At 66.6% G+C, this 26,412-nt stretch carries 23 protein-coding genes and 2 tRNA genes; 12 read left to right on the top strand and 13 right to left on the bottom strand.

The features are described from left to right. Position 1: 1 nt before the first annotated feature. Both JWS14_RS07085 and JWS14_RS07080 read right to left on the bottom strand, forming a co-directional pair. On the bottom strand, positions 2-838 hold the full coding sequence (locus JWS14_RS07085; protein WP_095865132.1) for a hypothetical protein: 837 nt from the start codon (positions 836-838) through the stop codon (positions 2-4). A 248-nt stretch (positions 839-1,086) separates the two neighbouring features. Continuing rightward, positions 1,087-1,157, bottom strand: a tRNA-Gly gene (locus tag JWS14_RS07080). A gap of 139 nt (positions 1,158-1,296) precedes the next feature. Between JWS14_RS07080 and JWS14_RS07075 the strand changes: the two genes are divergently transcribed. From JWS14_RS07075 to JWS14_RS07030, 10 genes are all read left to right on the top strand, one after another. Then, a tRNA-Pro gene (locus tag JWS14_RS07075) sits at positions 1,297-1,373 on the top strand. A 60-nt stretch (positions 1,374-1,433) separates the two neighbouring features. Beyond that, entirely contained in the window at positions 1,434-2,828 is a 1,395-nt protein-coding gene (gene tig, locus JWS14_RS07070) for a trigger factor (RefSeq protein WP_072947078.1), read from the top strand. A gap of 184 nt (positions 2,829-3,012) precedes the next feature. Continuing rightward, the gene (locus JWS14_RS07065) at positions 3,013-3,600 is read left to right on the top strand and encodes an ATP-dependent Clp protease proteolytic subunit (RefSeq protein ID WP_011594411.1); all 588 of its coding nucleotides are present in this window, start codon (positions 3,013-3,015) and stop codon (positions 3,598-3,600) included. Between the two features lie 48 nt (positions 3,601-3,648). Next, positions 3,649-4,311 (top strand): ATP-dependent Clp protease proteolytic subunit, encoded by a 663-nt coding sequence (locus tag JWS14_RS07060; protein ID WP_072947079.1) that lies wholly within the window; start codon positions 3,649-3,651, stop codon positions 4,309-4,311. Positions 4,312-4,551: 240 nt separating this feature from the next. Beyond that, a complete protein-coding gene (gene clpX / locus JWS14_RS07055) occupies positions 4,552-5,832 on the top strand; it encodes an ATP-dependent Clp protease ATP-binding subunit ClpX (RefSeq protein WP_005248181.1) in 1,281 nt (426 codons plus the stop codon). Positions 5,833-5,899: 67 nt separating this feature from the next. Further along, positions 5,900-6,340, top strand: a complete 441-nt coding sequence (gene aroQ / locus JWS14_RS07050) for a type II 3-dehydroquinate dehydratase (RefSeq protein ID WP_072947109.1) — start codon at positions 5,900-5,902, stop codon at positions 6,338-6,340. A gap of 7 nt (positions 6,341-6,347) precedes the next feature. Continuing rightward, positions 6,348-8,282 carry a bifunctional sugar phosphate isomerase/epimerase/4-hydroxyphenylpyruvate dioxygenase family protein gene (locus JWS14_RS07045; RefSeq protein WP_095865134.1) on the top strand — a complete coding sequence of 645 codons (1,935 nt, stop codon included), beginning with the start codon at positions 6,348-6,350 and terminating at the stop codon, positions 8,280-8,282. Positions 8,283-8,570: 288 nt separating this feature from the next. Beyond that, positions 8,571-9,347, top strand: coding sequence for a M23 family metallopeptidase (locus JWS14_RS07040; protein ID WP_083395963.1), 777 nt, complete (start codon positions 8,571-8,573; stop codon positions 9,345-9,347). Positions 9,348-9,427: 80 nt separating this feature from the next. Next, on the top strand, positions 9,428-10,615 hold the full coding sequence (locus JWS14_RS07035) for a phytanoyl-CoA dioxygenase family protein (RefSeq protein ID WP_083395823.1): 1,188 nt from the start codon (positions 9,428-9,430) through the stop codon (positions 10,613-10,615). 79 nt (positions 10,616-10,694) lie between these two features. Beyond that, entirely contained in the window at positions 10,695-11,561 is an 867-nt protein-coding gene (locus tag JWS14_RS07030; RefSeq protein ID WP_095865135.1) for a sugar phosphate isomerase/epimerase family protein, read from the top strand. Between the two features lie 22 nt (positions 11,562-11,583). Here the strand turns inward: JWS14_RS07030 and JWS14_RS07025 are convergent, their stop codons facing one another. After that, positions 11,584-12,636: a LacI family DNA-binding transcriptional regulator gene (locus JWS14_RS07025; RefSeq protein WP_083395824.1), complete on the bottom strand. Its 1,053-nt coding sequence runs from the start codon at positions 12,634-12,636 to the stop codon at positions 11,584-11,586. Between the two features lie 236 nt (positions 12,637-12,872). Here JWS14_RS07025 and JWS14_RS07020 point away from each other — a divergent pair, with 236 nt between their 5' ends. Next, the gene (locus JWS14_RS07020) at positions 12,873-14,339 is read left to right on the top strand and encodes a sugar porter family MFS transporter (protein ID WP_095865136.1); all 1,467 of its coding nucleotides are present in this window, start codon (positions 12,873-12,875) and stop codon (positions 14,337-14,339) included. 87 nt (positions 14,340-14,426) lie between these two features. Here JWS14_RS07020 and JWS14_RS07015 read toward each other — a convergent pair whose 3' ends face one another. From JWS14_RS07015 to JWS14_RS07005, 3 genes are all read right to left on the bottom strand, one after another. Beyond that, on the bottom strand, positions 14,427-14,861 hold the full coding sequence (locus JWS14_RS07015) for an HNH endonuclease signature motif containing protein (RefSeq protein WP_206012750.1): 435 nt from the start codon (positions 14,859-14,861) through the stop codon (positions 14,427-14,429). Beyond that, the gene (locus tag JWS14_RS07010) at positions 14,858-15,880 is read right to left on the bottom strand and encodes a DUF222 domain-containing protein (protein WP_206012749.1); all 1,023 of its coding nucleotides are present in this window, start codon (positions 15,878-15,880) and stop codon (positions 14,858-14,860) included. Before JWS14_RS07010 ends, JWS14_RS07015 begins: the two co-directional genes overlap by 4 nt. A 791-nt stretch (positions 15,881-16,671) precedes the next feature. Beyond that, complete coding sequence (locus JWS14_RS07005) at positions 16,672-17,166, bottom strand: MTB12 C-terminal domain-containing protein (RefSeq protein WP_206012748.1); 495 nt, start codon at positions 17,164-17,166, stop codon at positions 16,672-16,674. A 251-nt stretch (positions 17,167-17,417) separates the two neighbouring features. On the opposite strand from JWS14_RS07005, the gene JWS14_RS07000 reads away from it, so the two are divergent. Continuing rightward, a complete protein-coding gene (locus JWS14_RS07000) occupies positions 17,418-17,960 on the top strand; it encodes a hypothetical protein (RefSeq protein ID WP_072947087.1) in 543 nt (180 codons plus the stop codon). Between the two features lie 316 nt (positions 17,961-18,276). Here the strand turns inward: JWS14_RS07000 and JWS14_RS49985 are convergent, their stop codons facing one another. The 7 genes from JWS14_RS49985 to JWS14_RS06965 form a co-directional block, all read right to left on the bottom strand. Further along, on the bottom strand, positions 18,277-18,435 hold the full coding sequence (locus JWS14_RS49985; RefSeq protein WP_241031656.1) for an RGCVC family protein: 159 nt from the start codon (positions 18,433-18,435) through the stop codon (positions 18,277-18,279). Between the two features lie 1,080 nt (positions 18,436-19,515). Continuing rightward, on the bottom strand, positions 19,516-20,499 hold the full coding sequence (locus tag JWS14_RS06990; RefSeq protein WP_072947088.1) for an ROK family protein: 984 nt from the start codon (positions 20,497-20,499) through the stop codon (positions 19,516-19,518). Then, a complete protein-coding gene (locus JWS14_RS06985) occupies positions 20,496-21,884 on the bottom strand; it encodes an NAD(P)/FAD-dependent oxidoreductase (RefSeq protein WP_072947089.1) in 1,389 nt (462 codons plus the stop codon). The genes JWS14_RS06990 and JWS14_RS06985 overlap by 4 nt, the downstream gene beginning before the upstream one ends. Before the next feature lie 66 nt (positions 21,885-21,950). Next, positions 21,951-23,456: a CoA-acylating methylmalonate-semialdehyde dehydrogenase gene (locus tag JWS14_RS06980; RefSeq protein ID WP_206012747.1), complete on the bottom strand. Its 1,506-nt coding sequence runs from the start codon at positions 23,454-23,456 to the stop codon at positions 21,951-21,953. 11 nt (positions 23,457-23,467) lie between these two features. Then, positions 23,468-24,340: a sugar phosphate isomerase/epimerase family protein gene (locus JWS14_RS06975; protein ID WP_095865146.1), complete on the bottom strand. Its 873-nt coding sequence runs from the start codon at positions 24,338-24,340 to the stop codon at positions 23,468-23,470. 5 nt (positions 24,341-24,345) lie between these two features. Continuing rightward, positions 24,346-25,446 (bottom strand): Gfo/Idh/MocA family protein, encoded by a 1,101-nt coding sequence (locus JWS14_RS06970; RefSeq protein WP_095865147.1) that lies wholly within the window; start codon positions 25,444-25,446, stop codon positions 24,346-24,348. 26 nt (positions 25,447-25,472) lie between these two features. Beyond that, positions 25,473-26,378, bottom strand: a complete 906-nt coding sequence (locus JWS14_RS06965) for a sugar phosphate isomerase/epimerase family protein (protein WP_072947093.1) — start codon at positions 26,376-26,378, stop codon at positions 25,473-25,475. Between the last annotated feature and the right edge of the window lie 34 nt (positions 26,379-26,412).

Here is a 26,412-nt window from a genome sequence, read left to right as displayed (position 1 = left end):
GTCAGAAGTCGAAGCCGCCACCGAAGTCGAAGCCTCCACCGCCGTCCCCGCCGCCGAAGTCGAATCCGCCGCCGCCGTCGCCGCCGGCGTCCCCGCCCATGTCGCCACCGGAATCGCCGCCGGCATCCCCACCGGAGTCGCCGCCGTCGCCGCCGGCATCTGCGCCCGCGTCACCGCCGCCGTCCTGCGAGGCGTCGCCCGCGCCGCTCTCGAAGGCCTGCGCGTCGTACCCCACGCCGGCCATCCCGGAGAACATCGCCGAGAACAGGAACATCGAACCGAGGCCCCACGCGCCCGCGACGAGGGCGGGCTTCCACCACGGCTCCGAGTACCAGCCTGCGGGAACCGGGCGCCCCGCGACGCGACCGCCCGGGTAGTAGTTCGGTGTCTTCGACGACGGGTTCGGTGACGCCGCGACCTGCCTGCCCTCGAACTCGACCTCACGGTCCTCGGTGACCGCGCCCGCGGACTTCTGCCCGTCGATCGACGGGATCTCGGGGCCGGGGTCCATGCCCATGGCCGTCCGGGCGGCACGGATGTAGTAGAGGCCTTCGAGTGCCGTCTGCTTGGCGAGGCGTGCCTGGACGGGGGTGGCGGCCTGATCGATCTGGGAGCCCGCCGCCGTGTAGCGCTCGGACGCGTCGGCCAGTGCCTGCTGTGAGGCGGTGTCGGAGCCGGTGAGGCTGTACACCTGTCCGCCGAGTCGTTCGATGGCCTGGCGTGCGTCCGCCTTGGCGTCCTCGAGCTGGTTCGCGGTCTGCCCGGCGCGGTTGTTGCGGCTCCTCACCACCAGGAAGGCGACCGCCGCCACGATCACGAGAATGAGTAGCAGTTCCACGGTGGGCCTCCGGAGTTCTCGCGGACCGCCGGCTGCGGGGGCTGCAACATCCACGAGTAGGGGACAAATCGGACATCTCCCAGAGTACTGATCGATATCGGGGTTACGCGCTCGGCGAACGGGGGCGAGGGGTAAGGCCGGGGGTCGCTCGATCGACTGTGACGCATGTCATAGCGAATCAGATGTGCGCGACCGCCCATGTGCAAGAAAAAAGGAGCGTTCCCTGGGGTGGGAACGCTCCTGTGCGGAGGGGATGACGGGAATCGAACCCGCGTAATCAGTTTGGAAGACTGAGGCTCTACCATTGAGCTACATCCCCGTGCATACGACAACCTGGGATCGCCATGCATGTCGTCTGCGATGAGTGACTGTACCCAACCTCGCTTTGGATTTCATAATCGGGGGGCCGTAGGATTCTTCCTCGGGTCCTCGCGAGGTTGGCGAGAGCCGGCTTCGACCGGGGTGTAGCGCAGCTTGGTAGCGCATCCGCTTTGGGAGCGGAGGGTCGCAGGTTCAAATCCTGTCACCCCGACCAGAACCACAGGGCAGGTAACTGCCGCACAGAAAAAGCACGACCACACGAAGGAGCCAGTCCGTGAAGAGCACCGTCGAGCAGCTCAGCCCGACGCGAGTCCGTATCAACGTTGAGGTGCCCTTCGAGGAGCTCAAGCCTGATTTCGACAAGGCCTACAAGGCCCTCGCGCAACAGATCCGTCTCCCCGGCTTCCGTCCGGGTAAGGCACCGGCCAAGTTGCTCGAAGCCCGTGTCGGTCGTGGCGCCGTCCTGGAGCAGGTCGTCAACGACGCACTCCCGTCCCGCTACTCCGAGGCCGTCACCAGCGCCTCGGTGAAGGCGATCGGTCAGCCCGAGATCGAGATCACGAAGATCGAAGACGGTGAACTCCTGGAGTTCACCGCAGAGGTCGATGTCCGTCCCGAGATCACGCTGCCCGACTACAGCGAGCTGAGCGTCACCGTCGATCCGATCGAGATCACCGACGAGGCCGTCGAGGAGCAGCTGCTGTCGCTGCGTCAGCGTTTCGGCACCCTCACCGGTGTCGAGCGTGCGGTCGAGGACGGAGACTTCATCTCCATCGACCTGTCGGCCACCGTCGACGGTGAGGCCGTTCCCGAGGCCACCGCGAGCGGTCTGTCGCACGAGGTCGGTTCGGGTCAGCTCATCGAGGGCCTCGACGAGGCCGTCGTCGGCGTCAAGGCCGGCGAGTCCAAGGAGTTCACCTCGACGCTCGTCGCCGGTGACCACGCGGGCAAGGAAGCTGTCGTCACCGTCACCGTCGGCACCGTCAAGGAGCGCGAGCTGCCTGCCGAGGACGACGAGTTCGCTCAGCTGGCAAGTGAGTTCGACACCCTCGACGAGCTGAAGGCCGACCTGCGTGAGCGCGTCGGACGCGTCCGCAAGGTCGAGCAGGCCGGTCAGATCCGCGACAAGGTCCTGGAGACCCTGCTCGAGACCGTCGAGGTCCCGCTGCCCGAGGCCGTCGTCAAGGCCGAGGTCGACGCTGCGCTGCACGACGCCGTGCACGGACTCGACCACGACGAGGAAGCGCTGAACAAGCTCCTCGAGGAGCAGGGCACGAGCCGCGAAGAGTTCGACAAGGACGCCAAGGACAGCGCCGAGCGCTCGGTGAAGACCCAGCTCCTGCTGGACGCCATCGCCGACGCCTCCGACGTCACCGTTGGTCAGGACGAGCTCACCGAGCGCATCCTGTTCCAGGCGCAGCGCTACGGCATGGCGCCGGAGCAGTTCATCCAGCAGATCCAGCAGGCCGGTCAGCTCGGCGCCGTGTTCGCCGACGTGCGTCGCGGCAAGGCTCTCGCCGGTGTCGTCGAGCAGGCCACCGTCACCGACACCTCGGGTGCCGCTGTCGACACCGCCGAACTGTTCGGCAACGGTGAGGCCGAAGCCGAAGAGACCGCGTCCACGGACGAGGTCGCGTCGGATTCCGCCGAGGGCGAAGACCAGAAGTAATGCTGGTCGCGGGGTGTTTCCCTCGCGTTCGGCTGTGAGATGTTTTCCGCTTTGAGCGAAGTAGGGCGGCACCGGGACTCCGGTGCCGCCCTACTTCGTTAGTGTCTGTGTCAGCAATCAACGATTTACGGAGAAGGCAGGTACCGTGACTTCCAATCACCTGGAGACTTTGCAGAGTCCCGCCATGACTTCAGCCACCGCTGGGTTGAACCTCAGCGACTCGGTGTACGAGCGCCTGCTGCGCGAGCGCATCATCTTCCTCGGTACCCAGGTCGACGACGACATCGCGAACAAGCTGTGCGCCCAGATCCTGCTGCTGTCGGCAGAAGATCCCAGCCGGGACATCTCCCTCTACATCAACTCGCCCGGCGGATCGGTCAGCGCCGGCATGGCTATCTTCGACACGATGCAGTTCGCCGAGTGCGACGTCGCGACGTTCGGAATGGGTTTGGCCGCGTCGATGGGCCAGTTCCTGCTCTCCGCCGGGGCCAAGGGCAAGCGGTACGCCCTCCCGCACGCGCGGATCATGATGCACCAGCCGTCCGCCGGAATCGGTGGTACCGCGAGTGACATCGCGATCATGGCCGAGCAGTTCGCGCACACCAAGCGCGAAATGGCCGAGCTGATCGCCGAGCACACCGGTCAGACGGTCGAGCAGATCACCGCCGATTCGGATCGCGACCGCTGGTTCACCGCACAGCAGGCTCTCGAATACGGTTTCGTCGACCACGTCGTCTCCCGCGCGGCGCAGGCGGGCGGGACCGGGCAGTAGCAGCCCGGCTTCCTCACTGACCGCTCCCACACATCCTTTGGAGAACTGATGACCAACCTGTTCGATCCCCGCAGCCTGGGAGGCCAGGCGCCTACAGGCCCCCAGTCGCGCTACATCCTGCCGTCGTTCATCGAGCACTCGAGCTACGGCGTGAAGGAGTCCAACCCGTACAACAAGCTGTTCGAGGAGCGCATCATCTTCCTCGGCGTGCAGGTGGACGACGCGTCGGCCAACGACGTGATGGCTCAGCTGCTCGTTCTCGAGTCGCTGGACCCCGACCGCGACATCACCATGTACATCAACTCGCCGGGTGGTTCGTTCACGTCGCTGATGGCGATCTACGACACCATGCAGTACGTGCGCGCCGACATCACGACGGTGTGCCTCGGCCAGGCCGCATCCGCTGCCGCGGTGCTGCTGGCGGCCGGTAGCCCCGGCAAGCGTCTGGCCCTGCCGAACGCTCGTGTCCTCATCCACCAGCCCGCGACCGGCGGCATCCAGGGTCAGGTCTCCGACCTCGAGATCCAGGCTGCCGAGATCGAGCGGATGCGTCGCCTGATGGAGACCACTCTCGCGAAGCACACCGGCAAGGACGCCGCCGTGATCCGCAAGGACACCGATCGCGACAAGATCCTCACGGCCGCCGAGGCCAAGGATTACGGAATCATCGACGACGTGCTCGAGTACCGCAAACTCAGCGCCCAGAAGTGATTTCCTGCCGCCCCGGCTCGGGCGACACGCCGTGACGGCGCGGTTGCCGCGAGCCGGGTGCGGGATCGGCAAGGCTGGCTTTCCCGGAAGATCGGTGCGCGAATCACCGACAACCAGTCGACCTCGCTCGCGATCTGCGGGTACGGTCACATAACGGGCTTTCGTTTTCGGTCGGTGCGCGCACGGCGTGGGATCGGTTCGATGGTTGCACGTAGACGAAGGAAGTAGGGACCTGACGAGATGGCACGCATCGGTGACGGCGGGGATCTGCTCAAGTGCTCTTTCTGCGGTAAGAGCCAGAAGCAGGTCAAGAAGCTCATTGCTGGGCCTGGGGTGTACATCTGCGACGAGTGCATCGACCTGTGCAACGAGATCATCGAAGAGGAGCTGGCCGAGTCCAGCGAGGTGAAGCTCGACGAGCTGCCGAAGCCGGCCGAGATCCGGGATTTCCTCGAGAACTACGTGATCGGCCAGGATGCCGCCAAGCGGACTCTCGCCGTCGCGGTCTACAACCACTACAAGCGCATCCAGGCCGGCGACAAGGGTCGTGATGCGCGCGGCGAGACGGTCGAGCTGGCGAAGTCGAACATCCTCATGCTCGGTCCCACGGGCTGCGGCAAGACGTATCTGGCCCAGACGCTGGCGAAGATGCTCAACGTTCCCTTCGCGATCGCCGATGCGACGGCGCTCACCGAGGCCGGCTACGTGGGTGAGGACGTCGAGAACATTCTCCTCAAGCTGATCCAGGCCGCCGACTACGACGTCAAGCGCGCCGAGACCGGCATCATCTACATCGACGAGGTCGACAAGATCGCCCGCAAGAGCGAGAACCCGTCGATCACACGGGACGTGTCCGGTGAGGGTGTGCAGCAGGCTCTGCTGAAGATTCTCGAGGGCACGCAGGCCAGCGTGCCGCCGCAGGGAGGTCGCAAGCACCCGCATCAGGAGTTCATCCAGATCGACACGACGAACGTCCTGTTCATCGTGGCGGGCGCGTTCGCCGGCCTCGAGCGGATCGTCTCCGATCGCGTCGGCAAGCGGGGCATCGGTTTCGGTGCCGAGGTGCGGTCCAAGGCGGAGATCGACACGCAGGACCACTTCGCGGAGGTCATGCCGGAAGACCTGATCAAGTTCGGGCTCATCCCCGAGTTCATCGGCCGTCTCCCTGTCGTGGCATCGGTGACCAACCTCGACAAGGAATCGCTCGTCCAGATCCTGTCGGAGCCGAAGAACGCACTGGTCAAGCAGTACAACCGGTTGTTCGACATGGACGGCGTGGAGTTGGAGTTCACCACGGACGCGCTCGAGGCCATCGCCGATCAGGCGATCCTCCGCGGCACCGGTGCTCGTGGTCTGCGCGCGATCATGGAGGAGGTCCTGCTTCCGGTCATGTACGACATCCCGAGCCGGGACGACGTCGAAAAGGTCGTGGTCAGCGCGGAGACGGTCAATGACAACGTGCTCCCGACCATCGTCCCGCGCAAGCCGGAGCGGGGAGAACGCCGGGACAAGTCCGCCTAGGCGGGGCGCGCTGTATCCTGGGTGCGAACTAACTCACTAGTTCGTACAAATGGAGGTAATGCGCGCGATGACCGCTCCCGGACCGATCTTTGTTCTCAACGGCCCCAACCTGAACCTGCTGGGGCAACGGCAGCCCGAGGTGTACGGGCGGGAGACGCTCGACGACGTCGTGGAGTTGTGCCGCACCGCCGCCGCGAAGGCGGGACGTGAGATCGTCGCGCGGCAGTCCAACCACGAGGGTCACCTGATCGACTGGGTGCACGAGGCCCGCACCACGGCGTCGGGCGTCGTGATCAACCCGGGTGGTTTCACGCACACGTCGGTGGCGCTGCGCGACGCCCTGGTGACGCTCGAGGTGCCCCTCGTCGAGGTGCACATCAGCAACGTGCACGCCCGCGAGGAGTTCCGGCACCACTCGTACGTGTCCGGGGTCGCCACGGGAGTGATCGCCGGACTCGGCATCCTCGGCTATTCGCTGGCCGTCGACTTCATCTGCAACAAGGGCTGACGGCGCCATGGGACGACAGGTTCGTACGAGCGTTGCCACGGTGTCCCTGAGTGGATCGCTGGAGGAGAAGGTCACCGCGATCGCGGCAGCCGGGTTCGACGGATTCGAGGTGTTCGAACCCGATTTCGTGAGCTCGCCGTGGTCGCCGCGTGAATTGGCATCCCGCGCAGCGGATCTCGGGCTCACCCTCGATCTGTATCAGCCGTTCCGCGATCTGGATTCGGCCGACGACGCGACGTTCGCGCGCAACCTGATCCGGGCCGAACGCAAGTTCGACATCATGGAGCAGCTCGGCTGCGACACCCTGCTGGTCTGCTCGTCGCCACTGCCCGAGGCGGTGCGCGACGACGCCCGCCTGACCGAGCAACTCCACACCCTCGCCGAGCACGCACACGGCCGGGGGCTCCGCATCGCCTACGAGGCGCTGGCCTGGGGCACGCACGTCAACAGGTACCGGCACGCGTGGAAGATCGTGCAGGACGCCGACCATCCCGCCCTCGGTACCTGCCTCGACAGCTTCCACATCCTCTCCCGCGGCGACGACCCGTCCGGCATCCGTGACATCCCGGGGGAGAAGATCTTCTTCCTGCAGCTCGCCGATGCGCCCCGGATGTCGATGGACATCCTGCAGTGGAGCCGGCACCACCGGAACTTCCCGGGGCAGGGCAACTTCGATCTCGCCACGTTCGGTGCCCACGTCCAGGCGGCCGGATACACCGGGCCGTGGTCGCTGGAGATCTTCAACGACACGTTCCGGCAGTCGTCGACGGGTCGCACGGCCGCCGACGCGCACCGCTCGCTGCTGTACCTCCAGGAGGAGGTCGCCCGGGTGCAGGCCGAGCACGGTGAGGACACCGGTCGGGGTCTGGCGCTGTTCGAGCCGCCGCCGCGCGCACCGCTCGAAGGCATCGTGTCGCTCCGGCTCGCCGCCGGTCCCGGTAAGGATTCCGACCTCCGGCAAGCGTTGCAGCACATCGGATTCCGTCTGGTGGGCCGGCATCGCAGCCACGACCTCCAGTTGTGGCGGCACGGCCGGATGACCATTGTGGTCGACGCCACCGCGGGCACGGTGTGGACGGCGCCGGGTCTGCCGGCGCACCTTCCGGTGCTCACCCAGATCGGCATCCGGTCGAGCGACCCCGACGCGTGGGGGGAGCGCGCCGCGGCGCTCGAAGTCCCGGTGCACGAGGTCCTGCTGCCCGGTGTGGACACCGCTCCCGAGTCCGATGTGGTGCGTCTCAAGATCACCGATGCGACGTCGCTGGATCTGCGCGGTCCGGGTAGCGCCGCGTCGTGGCAGTCGGCGTTCGACCTGTATCCGACGGAGTCGCGCTGGCAGGACGAGGTGCCGGTGTTTACCGGGGTCGATCACGTGGCGCTCGCCGTCCCGTCGGACAACTGGGACGGCATCATGCTGCTGCTCCGCTCGGTGTTCGCGATGGCGCCGCACGAGGGCCTCGACGTCACGGACGCGGTCGGGATGATGCGTAGTCAGGCGCTGACGATGGATCAGACGGGCGCCGACGGCGTCGACCGTCCGCTGCGCATCTCGCTCAACATGGTTCCGGGTGCGGTGTCGGGAAACTCCCACATCGCCGCGGCCCGGCGCGGTGGGATCAGCCACGTCGCGTTCGCGTGCACGGACATCTTCACCGCCGCGGCGACCATGCAGTCGAACGGCTTCGAGCCGCTCGTCATCTCGCCGAACTACTACGACGACCTCGAGGCCCGCTTCGGACTCTCCCGCGAACTCCTCGACCGCATGAGCGGTTCCGGCATCATGTACGACGCTGACGCCCACGGCGAGTTCTTCCACCTGTTCACCCAGACGGTGGGCGCCGACCTGTTCTTCGAGGTCGTGCAACGCGTCGGCGGTTACGAGGGGTACGGGGACGCGAACTCCGCGATGCGTCTGGCTGCCCAATTGCGGGCGGCCGGCTGAGCGGCCGACCCGACAGATAACGGCGCCCGTGGTCACGACCACGGGCGCCGTCGTCTTTCCGTTGAGCGCGGTGACAGTGACGTCCGACACGTCTGGAGCGTGACCACTGTCGTCGATGCGCGCTCCCGGGGTGCATGTGACTGATGGGGTCGAAAAATCCGACCGGAGTCGGCGACCGACTGCACAGGCGTCAATGCGACACGTGGGTTTTTGGCCAATACGTACTAACCTGTGTCGAAACCGTGACCGTTTCGTTATCAGTCACGAACTCGACGGAGGAATGTGGTCTTGGCTCTACACGCGAACACCGTCCCGCAGGCCCGGCATGCCCGGCGCACCCGTTCTGCGAAGTCCGCCCGCCGGCACGTGGTGGCGACCTCGCTGGCGGCTACTGCGCTGCTCGTGTCCGGCGCCATCGCCTCCGCCGCCACCGGGGAGGTGGCGCACGCATCCACCGAGGCGGGTGTGTCGCTCACTCCGCCGCCGCAGTTCCTGCAGGTCGAACGCCCGGAACTCACCGACCACACCGAGCAGATCCAGCGCGCCGCCCAGCGTGAGGTCGAGAGGCTGGTGGCCCAGAAGGCCGAGACCGAGCGCCTGGCCCGGGAGGCGGCCGAACAGGCCGCACGTCAGGCTGCGGCCGAGGAGGCGGCTCGCCGACCCGCGGTCCTGTTCCCGGCCGACGGCACGTTCACGTCCGGCTTCGGCCAGCGCTGGGGTACCAACCACAACGGCATCGACATCGCGAACTCCATCGGCACTCCGATCAAGGCCGTCACCAACGGCACCGTGATCGAGAGCGGTCCGGCGTCGGGCTTCGGGCTGTGGATCCGCCTGCAGCAGGACGACGGCACCATCGGCGTGTACGGCCACATCGACACCTCGTTGGTCTCGGTCGGGCAGCCGGTCCGGGCCGGCGACCAGATCGCCACCATGGGCAACCGGGGGCAGTCGACCGGACCGCATCTGCACTACGAGGTGTGGACGGCGAACGGAACCAAGATCGATCCGGCGGGCTGGCTCAATTCGCGCGGCGTCCCCGTGCCCGGAGGGCAGGGCAGCTAGGGGCACCTCGCTGCCTGCTGAGGTGAAAATGATGGGTTTCTGGTGTTGTCTGCTGGTTGCATCACCGCAAGACTGTCTCCATGACCCTCATTTCTCCTCCGCCGACCGGCCGGCGTGAGTGGATCCACGACTCGGACTGCGACCTCGACGCGTTCCGCGCCTCCGTGGACCGCTCGACGAATCTGACCGACTATCCGTTCGCCCACTCGATGGAGCAGAACGTTCCGGTGTACCGCAGCGAATCGCTGATTCCGCACCTCGACGAGGCGCAGTCCCGCCGTGCCGTGCAGACCGAACTCGTGCGCGCGCTCACCGACGGTCCCGGAATCGTGGTATTCCAGAACGCCTTCGGCGACCCCGCCGTGGTGGATCGTGCCACCGAACAGTTCGACCTCCTCATTGCGCAGCAGCATGCGTCGGGTGGTGTGGTGGGTGACCACTTCGGCAAGGCGGGCGCCAACGACCGCATTTGGAACGCCGCGCAGAAGCTGGCTCTCGGCGCACCGGACGTGTTCGCCGACTATTACGCCAACGACATCCTCGCGCTGATCTGCCAGAGTTGGTTGGGGCCGCTGTACCAGGTGACGTCGCAGGTCAACGTGGTCAATCCCGGTGGGGCCGCGCAGGTTCCGCATCGGGACTACCACCTCGGCATCGTGCCTTCGCACGAGCTGCCCGAGTATCCGGCGCATCTGCACCGGATGTCGGCGGCGCTGACGCTGCAGGGCGCGGTGGCGCACTGCGACATGCCCGTCGAGAGCGGACCCACCCTGTATCTGCCGTACTCGCAGCTGTTCGAGGCGGGCTATGTGGCATTCTCGCGGCCGGAGTTCGTCGAGTTCTTCCGCGACCGTCACGTCCAGTTGCCGCTCCGCAAGGGCGACGCGGTGTTCTTCAACCCGGCGCTCTACCACGGTGCGGGCCACAACCGTTCGGAGTCGATCCGGCGGATGGCCAATCTGCTGCAGATCTCGTCGCCGTTCGGCCGGGCGATGGAAGTGCTGGACCGTGAGGCCATGGCGAACGCCGTGTATCCGACGTTGCTGGCCCGGCAGAGTGTGGGGGCGAGCGAGCGGACTCTCCGCAATGCCGTCGTCGCGACCGCCGAGTGCTACCCGTTCCCGACCAACCTCGACCACGATCAGCCGGTGCACAGTCTCGCGCCGGCCACCCAGGTGGACACGGTGTGGGAAGCGTTGCGGGACAGCGTCGGTCCGGCGGTGCTCGCGGAGCGTCTGGCCGCGCAGACCGCGCGGCGGCAACCGTGAACGGGCTCCGAGGCGTGATCGACGGACACGCGGATTCACTACGACAGCACCGTCCGGTGCGATTGGACGAGACACGACGATGACGATTCGACTTGCAGGCGCGCCCATTTCGTGGGGAGTGTGTGAGGTGGAGGGCTGGGGTCACCAGCTCGATCCCGACCGGGTGCTCACCGAGATGCGCGACGCGGGCCTCGCGGCCACCGAACTCGGTCCGGACGGATTCCTCCCTTCGGATCCATGCGAGCTGACGGACACCCTCGCCCGGTACGACCTGACGGCGGTCGGAGGATTCGTGCCGGTGCTCCTGCACGACCCGGATCACGACACGGTCGCTGCGATCGGCGGGGCGCTCGATTCGCTCGTCGCGTCGCGGTCGGAGGTCATCGTCCTGGCGGCGGTGACGGGGGCGGTCGGCTACGATTCGCGCCCCGAACTCGACGACTCCGGATGGAAGACGTTGCTGCGCAATCTCGACCGTCTGTCGTCCGCTGCTGCCGACCGGGGCCTGCGGGCGGTGATCCACCCGCACGTGGGGACGATGATCGAGAACCGCGCCGAGGTGGACCGCATCCTGGACGGCTCGTCGATCCCGCTGTGCCTGGACACCGGACATCTCCTGATCGGCGGCACCGACCCGCTCGACCTGGTCTCCACGGCCCCCGAGCGGATCGCCCACGCACACCTGAAGGATGTCGATGCGACACTCCTCGGCCGGGTCCGGGCGGGTGAACTCACCTACACCGAGGCCGTCGCCCAGGGCATGTACACGCCGCTCGGTACCGGCGACGTGGACATCGCCGGTGTGGTCGAGCGGCTGCAGAATCAGGCCTACGACGGCTGGTACGTCCTCGAACAGGACACCATTCTCGCGGCGGAACCCGAGGGCGAAGGTCCCGTGCGCGACGTCGTCCGAAGCGTCGAATACCTGAAAAGCATCGCGAAGTAGGGCCTTGTGCCGACGGGCGCGGCTACGACCGGGCAGGCCCGGTCGTGCCGCGCACCATCAGGTGGGGGTCGATCACGAAATCCTGCGGGTCGAGGTCCTCGTCCTCGAGTCGGCCGACGGCGAACTGCACGGCGTGCCGCGCCAGGCCCTCCGTGTCCTGCCGCACGGTGGTGAGGTCGATCCGCGACAACTGCGACAGGTGGCTGTCGTCGTACCCGACGATCGAGATGTCGCCCGGCACGTCGACGTGGGCACGGGTGAACACGTCCATGAGGCCGATGGCGCAGCGGTCGTTGCCGGCGAGCACGGCGGTGGGCAGGCGGTCCTCGGCCAGCAGGGTGTTCGCGGCGGCGACGCCTGCCTCCTCGGTGTGCTGACCGGGAATGACGCGAATGTGGTCGGAGAGGTCGTGCCTGCGCATCGCCGCGAGATATGCGCGACGCCGCTCGGGTGAGCCCGGGTCCGCGCCGCCGTCGACGTGCGCGATCTCGCGATGTCCGAGTTCGACCAGGTGGTCCACGGACTGCCGGATGCCTTTGGCGTCGGCGGTCCGCACGGTGTCGACAGCGGTGTGGGGGAGTGCGCGGCCGACCACGGTGACCACGGCCCGGTCCGCGAGCGTGCGCAGATAGTCCGCCTCGGAGAGGGGGCCGAGCAGGATCAGGCCCTCACACCGGTGGCTGAGGAGCGCTTCGATCGCCTTGTGCTCGTCGCGGGTGGGTGCGCTCGCGGACAGCAGGACCTCGTATCCGGCGGCTTCGGCCTCCGCGTAAATCGTTCCGATCAGGTCGGCCTGGAAGGTCTGGTGGACGTCCATGAGCACCCCGAGGGTGCGGCTGCGGCCGCGGGCGAGCATGCGGGCGGCCCGGTCGAGGCGGTAGCCGAGTTCGTCCGCGGCCTGCAGGACGCGGTCCCGGGTCTCGTCGGACGCGCCCGGTTTGTTGCTGAAGATCAGTGACACGAGGGTGCGTGACACCCCGGCCCGCGTCGCGACATCGGCCATCGTGGGGCGTCGGTGCAGGCCCGCCGGTGCCCGCTCCGCATCCGCGTGCGCGGTGGCTCGGTCGTCGAGCATGTCGATCTCCCTCGGTTGCGTCGTCAGGGACGTTCTCACGGATCGCGACCCCAGCCCTTGACACCTTCTGTGATTCACCTCATAGTAGACAACTGAAGCGCGTTAGTGAAGCGCTTCAGTCCAGGAAAGTACGCCTCTCGGCTGCATCGAGCCGAGCGCGTCCCGGGCGATATCGACACACGTGAACCGATCTTCCGTGTCGTGATGCGTGAGCATTCCCAGAAAGGCCACACCTGATGTTGACCACCAAGGCTGCCAGTGCACGCGGAAGAGGCGGCGCTGCGAATAACGAGCGCAGTCACAAACGCTTCCTGACCAAGCTCACCGTCATCTCCACGCTCGGAGGCCTGCTGTTCGGCTACGACACCGGCGTGATCTCCGGTGCGCTCCTCTACATGAAGGACGAGTTGAACCTCAGTGCGGTCGGCGAAGCCACCGTCGTGAGTTCACTGCTCTTCCCCGGTGCGGCCGTCGGCGCGCTGCTGGGCGGCCGGTTGTCCGATGCCCTCGGACGTAAGCGCACGCTGCTCGTCTGCGCGGGCCTGTTCCTCGTCGGTGCCCTCGGGTGTGCGATGGCTCCCAACGTGGAGATCATGGTGCTGGCCAGGATCGTCCTCGGTCTCGGTGTGGGCGCCGCCGCCGTCACCTGCCCGCTGTACCTGGCCGAGATGGCCCCGGTGGAGCGGCGCGGCCGGATGGTCACCATCAACGAACTGATGATCGTCACCGGTCAGATGCTCGCCTTCTCGATCAACGCCCTGCTCGATCACCTCATCGAGGATCCGACGGTGTGGCGGTACATGCTGGCCATCGCGTCGGTGCCCGCGGTTCTCCTGCTGCTCGGCATGCTCGTGCTCCCGGATTCACCGCGCTGGTACGCGTCGAAGGGCCGCCTCGCCGAAACCCGCAGGACCCTCGAAATGAGCCGCAGCGAGTCCGAGGCCGCCGACGAGTACGCCAGCATCAGCTTCCACGCCGCCCGCGACCGGAAGTCGAAGACCAGCGGCGCCGTCCACTACCTGCGTGACTACCCCTGGATGCGCCGGATCCTCTGGATCGGCTGTGGTCTGGCCATCGTGCAGCAGGCGACGGGCATCAACACGGTCAACTATTACGCGCCGACGATCCTCGAGCAGAGCGGGCTGGGTGTCAGCGCGTCCCTGGTGGCCACCATCGCGGTCGGTGTCACATCGGTAGTCATGACGATCCTCGGAATCGTTCTGCTGGGCTTCGTAAATCGCCGCAAGATGCTGCTCACCGGTTTCATCGGTGTGGCCTCCTCGCAGGCCGCGCTGTCGCTGGTGTTCCTGCTGCCCTCGTCCACCGGCCGCAGCTACATCATCCTTGCCGCGATGATGGTGTTCGTCGCCTTCGTCCAGTGCTTCATCGGCACCTGCGTGTGGTTGCTGCTGTCGGAGATCTTCCCGATGGCCATCCGCGGGTTCGCGATGGGTATCGCGGTATTCGTGCTCTGGACGACCAACGCGTTCATCTCGTTCGTCTTCCCGATCCTCAACTCGGTTCTCGGATCCACCGGAACGTTCGGCCTGTTCGTGCTCGTGAACCTGATGTCGGTGTACTTCGTCTACCGCTTCGTCCCGGAAACCAAGGGCCGCAGCCTCGAAGAGTTGGAGGACCGGCTCGGCGCAGGTAACCCCGCCACATCGGCAGCAGGAAACGCCGCCGCCGTCGCGACTCACTGATCGACGGTTCTCACGCACCGGTACCACCGCCTGCGGGTGGTGGTACCGGTGCGTTGCGGTGTGTGCGGCGCCGCCCGTGGAGTTGGTTCAGGTACTCGGCGTCCTGCTGGTCGTGGGAGAGTTCGGTGAGCAACCGGAGGGCAGGGAGTGCTGCATCTCTCGGATGTGGTTGTGGGTCAGTTCGATTGCCGCCCCTTCCGGTTCGGTTCGAATGATTTCGCCGCGTGGCGTGGTCCATTCGAGTTTCCCCGCTCCGGTCTGCCGAACGGTCCAGGAGCCGTCGGTTTTCAGCCGGTGGTGACGCCGGCAGAGGCAGGCGAGGTTCGACTCGACCGTCAGACCGCCGTTCTCGGGGCGGTTGCGGTCGAACGGGGTCGTGTGGTCGATGTCGCAGAGCCGTGCGGACACCTGGCAGTTGGGGAAGCGGCAGTTGCCGTCGCGGGCCCTGATCCGGCGGCCGAGAGCCGTCCCCGGTGCGTAGGTGAGTTCGGGTCTGGTTGCTGCGTTCCGGATGTAGGTCACGGGTATGCCATGAGTCTTCTGAACGGGGCCGGCCCCGAGGACGTGCCCACCTGGGTTGCCTTCGGTGGCCAGCGTGTGGATACGCTGGAAGACACTGTCGGCGGCCAATGTACGCGCGGAGTCCGCACAGATCGGCCCGTATCCCTCGAGGTGGGCGGGAAGGTCGTCGAGTCCGAGGAACGTCGAGGCGTTGACCACGATCTGGACGAGCGGTGCCCGCCGCGTGCCCGCAGTGGCGACGCGGGCCGGGCACTGTTCCCGACCGCACAGGCAGAAGAGGCGTCCGGTGCCGTCTGGGGGTACCTCCCTGCACGAAGTGCTTGGGGGACCAGCGCGGTGAGTGCGTCGACTCGGCGTTGAGGGAGGGTGCGTGGGTCGTGGGCGCAGACGTCGTGGATCGACATTTCCCGCAGCCGCATTGCGAGGGTGTGGGCGTCGGCGGCGGGGAGGTGGCCATCGAGGTAGGCCATGCCGTTCTCCGCGGGCCGGATCCACACGTCGCGATCGGCGATGGCGAGTTTGTTGCGGTGGGCGACGCTGTCGGGGTCGTGGCGGGCGATGAGCCGTCGAGCGCGGGCGCGCAGTTTCGACGGCGGCAGGGAGCGTCCGTCGAGGATCGCGGCTTCGAGTTGCTCCAACTTGCTGTCGCTGACGCCGGTGAGCATCGCGGCGACGACCCGTGCCTGATCGAGGTCGATTCGCCCGGCCGCGAATGCGACTCGGGTGCCGTGCAATCGGTGGCGCAGTTCGAGTCCGAGGTCGATCCAGGCGGTCACCACCGGTTCATTGATTCCGAGTGCGACCGACACCTCCACTGACGCGTGGGAACCGGAATGAGCCGGATTGATGCCGCGCCGTTCGTCTTCCTCGTAGCAGAGATCGTAGAACTCGGTCACCGCGACAACCTGCCGGTATTGAGCCTGCGCCAGCACCGATTTGCCTCTTCGGAGCCCCTCGACAGCCACGATCCCCGGCGGCGTCGCGTCGAGTGCGGCCGCGCTGGAACTGTTGTCCCCCATGGTCTTCAACCCCCGGTATCGAACGTATCTTCGATCCTACCGGGGGTCGCCGACAAGTATCAGAGAATTTTTCGGGCGTGTAGGGGCTCGCTGCCGGTGGCATTCTGAGACACTGCGACCTGCGGACTTGTCGCCTGTCTCACGGCATGACTACCGCAATCTGTCTCAATTCGCTGGCATTTATTGAGCGATCGGGAAGCGGGCCGTGCCGATGCCCTGTCGCGACGGGCGATCAGCACGCCCTGAAACCCACGCGGGCGGTAGGTAGCTTGGACGGATCATTCGAATCTTGTGGGGCTGGCTGTCTTCTGGCCTGTCAGACCTGTAGAGGAAGGCTTTTTGCGGGATGCTGACCCACTCGATGGCCCAGACGTTGCCGAGCCGGTGAACCGTCGGTGAGCCGCCGTCTTCGAGAGTGAGATCGATCTGGACCTCGGGCTCGGCGTTACCGTGGAGGACCCACCATGAGGCGCCGGGGACGTCCCCCGGCGTGTGCTCTTCGATCAGACTCTCCGCGTTGTCAAGGAGTGGTGGCCTCCACATGGAACCAACCGTCGTCGGCCAGTAGGCAACTTCGCCAAGCCGTTCAGGGGCCGCAACACATGACGTCCGTCATCACGCGCCAGTATGACTACGCGCGAGATTTCCAGGACGAGACTACGAATATTCATCGACGACTCCCGTTTCGAACGATACGGACCGAGCCCAGAAGCAGGTGCAACTTTGCGCCGAATAGCGATCGGCAACGGTCACCGATCTGAATAGACCGGTTGCGCGTGCCGGGCAAAGCCTCAGCCACAGACCTGTGGTGCGGAGAGAAACAATCCGCCACAGACGAAGGCGCGGGATAGCTTCCACTCGTTGTTGACACGCACGAAGGGAATTGGTCCCACTGGGTACGGTTCCATGCCTTCGATGTGGCCCTGCCCAGTCGCGTTGACCATCTCTGGGCCGACGGGTTCCACTGCGGTGAACTGGAGGTATTGGGGTGAGGGTTGCGCACCCCAAGCCCGCGCGATCGGCAGGGTCTGGTCGGTGGGACCATCCAGGAGCCGCGCCCGGTCCTCCTCGCGTATCGAGTAGTTGGTGGTGGCGTTGTACAGGGCGGTCAGTTGCTCGGCGGTGGGCACGGGATCGGTGATCGGCGCCGGCGGCGGTGCGAACTGTGTGGATTGGACGACGGCGGTCGGATCGCGCGATTCGGTGCCCTCGGGCGAGCAGGCGCCGGCGACGGTTGCGATCGCGACAAGAGCGCTGGCACCTATCGCGGCTTTCCTCACCCTCATGATCCAGGTATCGCCCCAAGTCGACGCAACGTGACAAGCCCGTGCCACACCAACCCCTGGTTGCATCTCCATCATCGATCGGATGCCGGTATCGATCCCTATCCGACCAGCGGGCGGTACTCGCAGAGCTGGAGCACCGTGTTGCGCACGACACGCCGCTTCCGTCTCCGAGGTAACAGCGTCGAGACGGGGCCTGGTGTGCAGTCACTTAATCGCACCGGCGGGCAGCTCGGACGCGCGAAGATAGCGTTATGCCGATCCAGGACTTGTGGAATCAGGACAGTTTGGTGTGGCACTTCGGCTTGCTCGACGGTGGTCCGGCGATCGGGTCTGATCACGACGTTGAGGCGCCGCAGGTATGGGTGCGTGCTCTCGAAGCTGTCGCCCGCGATCTGCGGTGCCTGCGGTACGGGCGCGACGTGCGGTTGGACGGATCGGGGTGGGAGCTTGCCGTTAACGGCGACTACGCCGTCACCATTGGCTGGCAGGGCGTACGCGGCATCAGTGGGTTCGCCCGCTGCGACGGCTTGTCGATGGATGCTCCGTTCGATGAGGCCGCGGTCTGGGTGGCCGATACCGTTCAGTCAGATCTTGCTGGCTACGACTTCGTGCAGTGGCCCTCACAGGGACAACACATGCTGCTGCCGCGGAAGCGCGACGATGGTCCGGTTTGGATCGATACCCATACCGACGACACCGTTGCCGCCATTGGCGAGCTCTGTCAGCACATCGGCCGGTGGGGCAAGACTCAGGTCCGTGAGTCGCTGAGGGATCGACTAACGCTCATCGAATGACGACCTGCGCGATGCAGGAGACCACCGGACGACCGGGGCACCACCGGATGGCAGAAAGCGCCCCGGTGTTCAATCGCGATCGACGCGCTCGGCCTGCCCCATGCGGTGGGCCGCACAGTCCCATGGCCAACGTCGCGACACTGCTCGCGCTCATCGCCGTCGTTGTCCCGATCTGACACAGGGCCGGTTGCCGGCTCAGTCCGATCTGGAGCGGCGTGGGTTCGGAGAAACTGGCGAATTCGAGATCCTCAAATCCACCAAACATGCCGTGCTCCCGGTACCGCCAGCGAAGCTCCCGTTTGGGTGAACTTCTCGTTCAGTACCGGGAGTAGTGCTGTCCAGTCGCCTGTTCGCCAGCGCAGATGCACTTTCGGTCGAGGTTTCGGTCCGAGGTCACGGCGCAAAACCGAATACCGAGCGCATCGTGGGAATCCGGGCTGTGCGGACATGCCGTGCAGGACAACGTCGATTCCATTGCCCGGGCAGGGCTAGGTGACTCGGAAGCCGCTAGAGAGTTCGACACATCGGTCGGGTTCGACGCCATGGCGGCGCTCCAGTTCTCGGCCCTTGACTTCGGGCCGGTTTGGGCGCCGAGGACGACATGGCGCGACCGCGCATATTCGAATGACCCTCGACATCCACGAGGCTACACTCCCCGCCGCCCCTTAGGCTCCGCGGGGAACGACCCTCACGCAGCAGAAGTGTCAGCGCACGGACCGTATTGCGGGAACGCGTCGGCGGTTCACAACGTCCCGACGACCCTTTTCGACCCTGGGCGATCCTGTCGCAATTGCAACCGAACGAGTCCTCGATGTTTCGTTGCGGAATCTTCGCCGTAAGCGGAACCCGCATCGGCACGTCCCGCAAGCCGGCCGTTGACCGGAACTCGCTGACCAGCGCCGTTCCGTAGCCCCGTCCGATGATGTTGTCCTTTCGGGGCGTCAATCGGGACACCCCGAACGATCTGGATCACGCCGAAGGTGGGCGAGCCTCTCCACGATGACGGATCCGCCACCGGCCCGTCACTCGCCGTGAGATTCCGCCACCGGATTCGAGACCCGCCATGCCGCCACGTCGAATGCAATCTCACCCAAGTGGCCAACCGGACACCGAGTGGCCATCCCAGATGAGATTTGGCCCCGAGTCTCGCGACGCTACCGGACGGCTGACGCGAAGGTGTGAAGTGCGCGAGGTGGAGTAGTGGGAAGGGGCTGCCGTCTGCATCGCACAACAGCGGCGAACCCACGCCGCGGCCCCGGTGCATGTCGTCGACGAACAGCCTTTCCATCTTCCCGGTCTCGGGGCCGGAGAATCCGGCGGCGACGCGTCAACTGCTGCCTGTGTGGTCGAGAGCGGGCTGCCACGACGCATTGCTCGTGGTGGGCGACGCGTCATCGGTGATGGAGTTGTGCGTCGCCTGCATCCCTCGTTCCAGCTGGCGGCCAGGACCGGAATCTCTTCCTCGTCGACGCGCCCACGTAGTTCGATGCTTCTTCATCGGTCACGGCCGCACCTGAGACCGCGCTCGTGCGTGGTTGACGAGTCCAGAGACTCGTCAACCACGCACGGGCGCGGAGAGCCTCGCGAGGGTGGCGGCCCCGATGCGCTGTGCCGATTCGCCGAGTTGGGTTTCGCGGATGCGGGCGAGAGGGCGGTGTCCGGAACCGGTTGCGAGAGAGGCATAGACGTCCCGCGCATGGTCGAGGAACAGCGGAGCCGAGCCGCTGACACCGCCGGCGATGACGACGAGGTCGGGGTCGTAGACGTCGCCGACCATGGCGAGTCCGACACCCAGCCACCGTGCGAACTCCTCCATCGTGCGGATGGCCAGCGGGTCGCCGTCCCGCGCGGCGCTCGCGATCCGGCGGCCGGTGAGCGATCCCGGATCGCTCGCCACCTCGCGTGCGAGGATCGTCGAACTCGTGGGGTCGGCGGCGAGAAGCTCGATGGCCGTGTCCACGAGTGCTGTTCCGCTGCAATACCGTTCCCAGCACCCGCGCTTGCCGCAGGCGCAGGGTCTGCCGCCCGGAACCACCTGCAGGTGGCCGAGTTCGGGAGCGACTCCGTGGCTCCCGCGGTACAGCGTCCCGTCGATGAGCAGGGCCGCACCGATGCCGGTGCCGATCGCGACCATCACCACGTTGCGACCGCCGGCGGCGGCCCCGAACCGGTGCTCCGCCCACGCGGCCGCGTTCGCGTCGTGTTCGAGGACCACCGGCAGCCCGAGCCGCTCGCTGAGGTCGTTGGCGACCGGCACGTTCTTCCACGGCAGGTGCGGCGCGAACCGCACGGTGGTGAGGTCGGGGGTGATGAAGCCGGCCACCGCAAGCCCGACGGCGGACACGGGATGGCGGCCCGCGAGTTCGCGAACGGCACGGTCGAGCGCGTCCTCGAGGGCCTTGGCCGATTGCGGTGTGGGCGCCTGCACGGAATCGAGCACCTCGCCGGTGTCGTCGACCACGCAGGCCCGGATACTGGTACCACCGACGTCGATGCCGACGGTGAGAGCGGAGACAGGCACGGAGGCGACGGTACTCACCGTGCCGAGGCCGTCGCCGCCTCGGGTACCGCCCGGGAATCCTCCCAGGCATCGAGCCGGCTGATCGCGGTCCGGGCGACCACCTGTTGTTCCGTGACGGCGAGGTGTCCCCGGGTCCGGCCCAGGAACGACCACGTCCAGGACATGGCGGTCGCGAGCCGGCTCTTGAATCCGACGATGTAGACCAGGTGGATCAGGAGCCACAGCAGCCAGGCGAGCAACCCGGTCAGTTGGAGGCGGCCGACCTTCGCGACCGCATTGAAGCGGGAGATCATCGCCATGCTGCCCTTGTCCGTGTAGCGGAACGGGGCGCGTTCGGGCTTGTCGCGACCCTTCCGGTGGGCCCGCACCTCGGCGGCGATCAGCTGCGCGGCGTAGCGGCCACCCTGGATCGCGACCTGCGCGACGCCGGGAAGACCGTCCCGGTTCATCATGTCCCCGACGACGAAGACGTTGCTGTGGCCGGGCAGGGTGAGGTCGGGTTCGACGAGGACCCGGCCCGCGCGGTCGGTGCCGGCGCCGGTCTGTTCGGCGAGTTGCCTGCCCAGCGGGCTGGCTGCGACGCCCGCAGACCAGATCTTGCAGGTGGCCTCGATCCGCCGCTCGGCTCCGTCCTGGTCGCGGACGGTGAGTCCGTCGTCGTCGACGTCGGTCACCATCGCGCCCAACTGGATCTCGACCCCGAGATTCCCCAAAGTGTCCGCGGCCGCCCGGCGCAGCTTGTCGTCGAACGGCGGGAGCACCGTCGGCGCCGCGTCGAGCAGGATGATGCGCGCGTCACGGGGATCGATGGTGCGGTACGCGCCGGCGAGAGTGCGATGCGCGAGCTGGGCGATCTCGCCCGCCATCTCGACTCCGGTGGGTCCGGCGCCGACTACGACGAACGTCAGCAGGCGCGCCCGCTCGGCGGGATCGGTGCTCACCTCGGCGCTTTCGAAGGCCCCGAGGATGCGGCCGCGCAGCTCGAGGGCGTCGTCGATCGTCTTCATTCCAGGTGCGTGCTCGGCGAAATGGTCGTTGCCGAAATAGGATTGGCGGGCGCCCGCCGACACGACGAGACTGTCGTACTCGGTGACGGTCGTGCGGCCCCGGTGGGTGGACGTGACGGTCCGGTCGGCGACGTCGATCTTCTCGACTCCGCCGATGAGGACGGACGCGTTCTGCTGGTCCTCGAGGACGAGCCGGGTCGCGGGCGCGATCTCGCCCTCGGACAGGATTCCCGTCGCCACCTGGTACAGCAGCGGCTGGAACAGGTGATGCGTCGTGCGATCGATCAGAGTGACATCGACGTCCGTCCGTTTCAGGGCCTTGGTGGCGAAGAGGCCGCCGAATCCCGATCCGATGACCACGACCCGATGACGGCGGGCGAGAGAGGTGTCGCTCATGAAGTTCCTTTCGATCGAACGGACGCCGCGCCGGACCGCGGACGGTCCGGCGCGGAGAACCAGTACTTATGCGTTCTGGGGGAATCCGAGGTTGAGGCCGCCGTGGCTGGGGTCGAGCCAGCGGGTGGTGACGACCTTGCCGCGGGTGAAGAAGTGGACGCCTTCGGTGCCGTGGGCGTGGGTGTCGCCGAACAGGGAGTTCTTCCAGCCGCCGAAGCTGTAGTAGGCCATCGGGACGGGGATGGGGACGTTGATGCCGACCATGCCGACCTCGACCTCGTTCTGGAATCGGCGGGCGGCGCCGCCGTCGTTGGTGAAGATGGCGGTGCCGTTGCCGAACTGGCTGGAGTTCACCAGTTCGAGGGCTTCGTCGTAGGAGTCGACGCGGATGACGGACAGGACGGGTCCGAAGATTTCGTCGGTGTAGACGGACATGTCGGTGGTGACGTGGTCGATGAGGGTGGGGCCGAGCCAGAATCCGTCCTTGCCGCCGTCGGGCTGCACGGTGCGGCCGTCGACGACGATGGTGGCGCCGTCGTTTTCGCCGGCGTCGATGTAGGAGGCGACCTTGTCGCGGTGCACCTTCGTCACCAGCGGTCCCATGTCGGAATCGCGGGTGCCGTCACCGATCTTCAATGTGTCGGTGCGCTCTTTGATTTTCGCGACGAGTTCGTCGGCGATGTCGCCGACGGCGACGAGGGCGGAGATGGCCATGCAGCGTTCGCCGGCGGATCCGAAGCCGGCGTTGACCATGGCGTCGGCGGCGAGGTCGAGGTCGGCGTCCGGGAGGACGATGGCGTGGTTCTTCGCGCCACCCAAGGCTTGGACGCGTTTGCCGTGGGCGGTGCCGGTGGCGTAGACGTACTGGGCGATGGGGGTGGAGCCGACGAAGCTGATGGCCTTGATTGCGGGGTTGGTGAGGAGTTCGTCGACGGAGGTCTTGTCGCCCTGCAGGACGTTGAACACCCCGGCCGGGAGGCCGGCTTCGGCCCAGAGTTCGGCCATCCAGATGGCGGCGGTGGGGTCCTTCTCGGACGGCTTCAACACCACCGTGTTGCCGGCGGCGATGGCGATGGGGAAGAACCACATCGGGACCATGGCGGGGAAGTTGAAGGGGGAGATGATGCCGACGGGGCCGACGGGTTGGCGGAGGGAGGAGACGTCGACGTTGGTGGAGGCGTTTTCGGTCATGTCGCCTTTGAGCAGGTGGGCGATGCCGCAGGCGAATTCGACGACCTCCTGGCCGCGGGAGACTTCGCCGAGGGCGTCGGAGACGACCTTGCCGTGTTCGGAGGTGATGATCTCGGCGAGTTCGCCCTTGCGCTGGTTGAGTAGTTCGCGGAATGTGAAGATGATCTGGGTGCGCTTGGCGAGGGAGGTGTCGCGCCAGGCGGGGAAGGCGGCGGCTGCGGCGTCGATGACGGCGCGGGCGTCCTCGACGCTGGCGAGGGCGACCTGTCCGGTGACGGCGCCGGTGGCCGGGTTGGTGACGGGGGCGGTGTTACCGCTGGTGCCGGCGAAGGTCTTGCCGTCGGACCAGTGTGCGATCTCGCGAGTGATGTTGGTGCTCATGTGTTGTCCTTTCACCGCGTGCGCGCGATGTAATCCTTCATGGTCTTCAGTTGGTAGCGGGAGACGTCGTGTGCGTTCTCGTCCTCGGCGAAAACGCTGGACACCATCACCGTGTCGGGCTTGTCGTAGAAGCCGAGTTCGCCGAGACCGCCGAAGAACTCGTCCCAGTCGAGGTCGCCGTCGCCGATCTTGAGGTGCTGATGCACACGAACCGGGTTGCCGGGCGGATTGGTGATGTACCGGAGTCCGTGCGAGCGATGGTGATCCATCGTGTCCGCGACGTGAACGAGCCGGAGCATGTCGCCCGCCGCGCGCATGATCTCGAGCATTCCGGCGCCCATGTGGTACGAGTGGCACGCGACGAATACGAGGCCGAAGTTCTTGGAATTGATGCCACGGATCATCCGGATGGCGTCCAGGCCGTTCTCCACGAAGTCGTCGGGGTGCGGGTCGATGCGAACGTCGATGCCTTCACGCTCGATGATGGGGACGAGTTCCTCCATCGACCGGTAGAAGGCGCGCTCCGACTCCTCGGCCTTCTCCGGCCGGCCGCTGAACTCGGTGTTCATCACGTTCACACCGAGGTCGACGGTGATCTGGATGGCGCGCTTCCAGTACCGCACCGCCGCCTCGCGGGCGTCCTCGTCCGGGCCGGACCACCGCAGGACCGGCAACACCGAGGCGATGCCGACGCCGGCGTCGCTGCAGGCCTTGCGGAACTGACGGACCAGTTCGTCGTCGGCCTTCGGGTGGTTGAAGAACGGGATCATGTCGCGGTGCGGCGTGAGCTGCAGGTGCTCGAAGCCGAGTTCCGCGACGACAGCCGGCAATTCGAGCAGCGAGTAGTCGTGGTGGAACGGGGTGGGATCGAGTGCGATCTTCATCGTGATCAGGCTCCCGGTCCGATGGGTCGCTCCGCAGGCTCCGCTCCCGGAATGGAGGAACGGTCGACCATCTCGACGGTGACGCGCTCGCCCGTCTCCAGTGACTGCACGCCGGCCGCGCACACGGCGGCGGCGGCGTAGCCGTCCCACGCGCCGGGGCCGTCGACGTAGTTACCCGTCTCCGCGCCCGTGCGGACGGCGTTCACCCACCGCTGGATCTCGACGTCGTACGCCTGGCCGAAGCGTTCCTTGAACGACGGGGTGATCTCTCCGCCGTACATGCCGGCACCCGAGCGGCCGGTTCCCGCGCCGGTACCGTACCTGCGGACCAGTCCGACGTCGAGGCCGATGAACGCCGAACCCTTCTCGGCGACGATCTCGGTGCGCACCTCGTAGGCGACACCGGTGGTCACGAACAGTTCGACGTCGACGTGACGACCGGACTCGGTGCTGAAGAACGCGATCTGCGGGTCCTGAAGTCCCTCGGGCGCACCGGGGTTCGCGGCGGGCTTGAGGACGTGGACCGACGTGATCTCCTCGTCGAACAGGAAGCGGGTGACGTCCACCTCGTGGACCAGCGAATCCTTGACGATCATCGAGCTGTCGAAGCTCGGCGGCACCACCGGGTTGCGGTGCACGCAGTGGGCGAGGAGCACCCGCCCGAACACGCCGTCGTCGATGAGGGACTTCAGCTGCTCGTACTCGTGATCGAAGCGCCGCATGAAGCCGACCTGGATCAGCTTCTTGCCGAGCTCGGCTTCCGCCTTGACGATCTCGAGGGACGTGGCGACATCGGTGGTCAGCGGCTTCTCACACATCACCGGCTTGCCGTGCTCGAGGCAGGCCAGGAGCTGCTTCTCATGTGTCGGACCGGGGGTGGCCAGGACGACCGCGTCGACACCGGGGTCGGCGATCGCGTCGAGCGGGTCGTTGACCACGCGGCAACCGGGGATTCCGGCCGCGATCTCCTCGGCCTTCTCGGTGAAGTAGTCGTTGACGACGGCGACGGTCGCACCCTTGATGCGGTCGGTGATCCGCGCGACGTGGTCGGCGCCCATCATTCCGACACCCAGGACGGCGATGCGCAGGTCGTTGCTCTCGGACATAGCTGACTAGCTCCTGACGTGGTCGGTTAGACGAACTTGACGGACGGGATCCCGCAGGACCCCAGGTACTTGCGGGTGCGCTGGGCGATCGGGAGCGGCACGTCCACGGCGCAGGGGTAGAGATCCTGCTCGACGATCGCGAACACGTCGATGTCGAGCTTCTCGATCGCGGCGAGCAGCGGCGGCAGGTCGGGGATGCCGAGCGGGGGCTCGATCATCGCGCCGAGTTTGACGGCTTCGCCGAACGGCAGGTCCTCGGCCTCGACCTTGGCGCGAACCTCGGGATCGACCTGCTTGAGGTGCAGGTATCCGATCCGTTCGGGGGCCCGCTCGATGATCGCGAGGTTGTCGCCGCCGCAGTAGCTGATGTGGCCGGTGTCGAGGCAGAGGTTGACGAATTCGCTGTCCGTGCCGTCGAGGAAGCGGTACACGTTCTCCTCGGTGTCGACGTGGCTGTCGGCGTGCGGGTGGTACTGCGCCTTGACGCCGTACTGCTCGAACATCTTCTTGCCCAGCTCGTTCATGCCGCCGGTCTTCTTCTTCCACTGTTCCGCGGTGAGGTTGCGGTCCTCGAGCACCTCGCCGGTGCCCGGGTCGCGCCACATCTCCGGGATCACGACCACGTGCTTGCCGCCGACGGCGGCGGTCAGCTTCGCGACGTCCTCGATCTGGGTCCACACGGCATCCCAGGAGTCGTCCTGGTGCAGGTGCTCGAAGACGGTGCCCGCCGACAGCTTCAGATTGTGGGCGGCCAGTTCGTCGCGGAGTTGCTGCGGGTCGGTGGGCAGGTAGCCGTACGGCCCCAGCTCGATCCACTCGTAACCGGATGCGGACACCTCGTCGAGGAACCGGCCGTAGGGGGTCTGCTGCGGGTCTTCCGGGAACCACACGCCCCAGGAGTCGGGGGCCGATCCGACGCGAATGACGCTCATCGGGAAATCCTTTCGAAAGTTCTGCTGGGGGCGG

Source organism: Rhodococcus koreensis, from assembly GCF_017068375.1.
In the GTDB taxonomy this organism is placed as follows: domain Bacteria; phylum Actinomycetota; class Actinomycetes; order Mycobacteriales; family Mycobacteriaceae; genus Rhodococcus_F; species Rhodococcus_F koreensis.
This window is presented reverse-complemented; position numbering and strand designations above follow the sequence as displayed.

What these genes read in the sequence shown, in the direction of transcription:
- JWS14_RS07035 (WP_083395823.1), top strand. Translation starts at nt 9,428, where the DNA reads ATGACCCTCATTTCTCCTCCGCCGACCGGCCGGCGTGAGTGGATCCAC.
- clpX (WP_005248181.1), top strand. Translation starts at nt 4,552, where the DNA reads ATGGCACGCATCGGTGACGGCGGGGATCTGCTCAAGTGCTCTTTCTGC.
- JWS14_RS07025 (WP_083395824.1), bottom strand. Translation starts at nt 12,636, where the DNA reads ATGCTCGACGACCGAGCCACCGCGCACGCGGATGCGGAGCGGGCACCG.
- JWS14_RS06975 (WP_095865146.1), bottom strand. Translation starts at nt 24,340, where the DNA reads ATGAAGATCGCACTCGATCCCACCCCGTTCCACCACGACTACTCGCTG.
- JWS14_RS07030 (WP_095865135.1), top strand. Translation starts at nt 10,695, where the DNA reads ATGACGATTCGACTTGCAGGCGCGCCCATTTCGTGGGGAGTGTGTGAG.
- JWS14_RS06965 (WP_072947093.1), bottom strand. Translation starts at nt 26,378, where the DNA reads ATGAGCGTCATTCGCGTCGGATCGGCCCCCGACTCCTGGGGCGTGTGG.
- JWS14_RS07000 (WP_072947087.1), top strand. Translation starts at nt 17,418, where the DNA reads ATGCCGATCCAGGACTTGTGGAATCAGGACAGTTTGGTGTGGCACTTC.
- JWS14_RS49985 (WP_241031656.1), bottom strand. Translation starts at nt 18,435, where the DNA reads ATGGAATCGACGTTGTCCTGCACGGCATGTCCGCACAGCCCGGATTCC.
- JWS14_RS07060 (WP_072947079.1), top strand. Translation starts at nt 3,649, where the DNA reads ATGACCAACCTGTTCGATCCCCGCAGCCTGGGAGGCCAGGCGCCTACA.
- JWS14_RS07045 (WP_095865134.1), top strand. Translation starts at nt 6,348, where the DNA reads ATGGGACGACAGGTTCGTACGAGCGTTGCCACGGTGTCCCTGAGTGGA.
- JWS14_RS06980 (WP_206012747.1), bottom strand. Translation starts at nt 23,456, where the DNA reads ATGAGCACCAACATCACTCGCGAGATCGCACACTGGTCCGACGGCAAG.
- JWS14_RS07065 (WP_011594411.1), top strand. Translation starts at nt 3,013, where the DNA reads ATGACTTCAGCCACCGCTGGGTTGAACCTCAGCGACTCGGTGTACGAG.
- aroQ (WP_072947109.1), top strand. Translation starts at nt 5,900, where the DNA reads ATGACCGCTCCCGGACCGATCTTTGTTCTCAACGGCCCCAACCTGAAC.
- JWS14_RS07005 (WP_206012748.1), bottom strand. Translation starts at nt 17,166, where the DNA reads ATGAGGGTGAGGAAAGCCGCGATAGGTGCCAGCGCTCTTGTCGCGATC.
- JWS14_RS07010 (WP_206012749.1), bottom strand. Translation starts at nt 15,880, where the DNA reads ATGGGGGACAACAGTTCCAGCGCGGCCGCACTCGACGCGACGCCGCCG.
- JWS14_RS06985 (WP_072947089.1), bottom strand. Translation starts at nt 21,884, where the DNA reads ATGAGCGACACCTCTCTCGCCCGCCGTCATCGGGTCGTGGTCATCGGA.
- JWS14_RS07020 (WP_095865136.1), top strand. Translation starts at nt 12,873, where the DNA reads ATGTTGACCACCAAGGCTGCCAGTGCACGCGGAAGAGGCGGCGCTGCG.
- JWS14_RS06970 (WP_095865147.1), bottom strand. Translation starts at nt 25,446, where the DNA reads ATGTCCGAGAGCAACGACCTGCGCATCGCCGTCCTGGGTGTCGGAATG.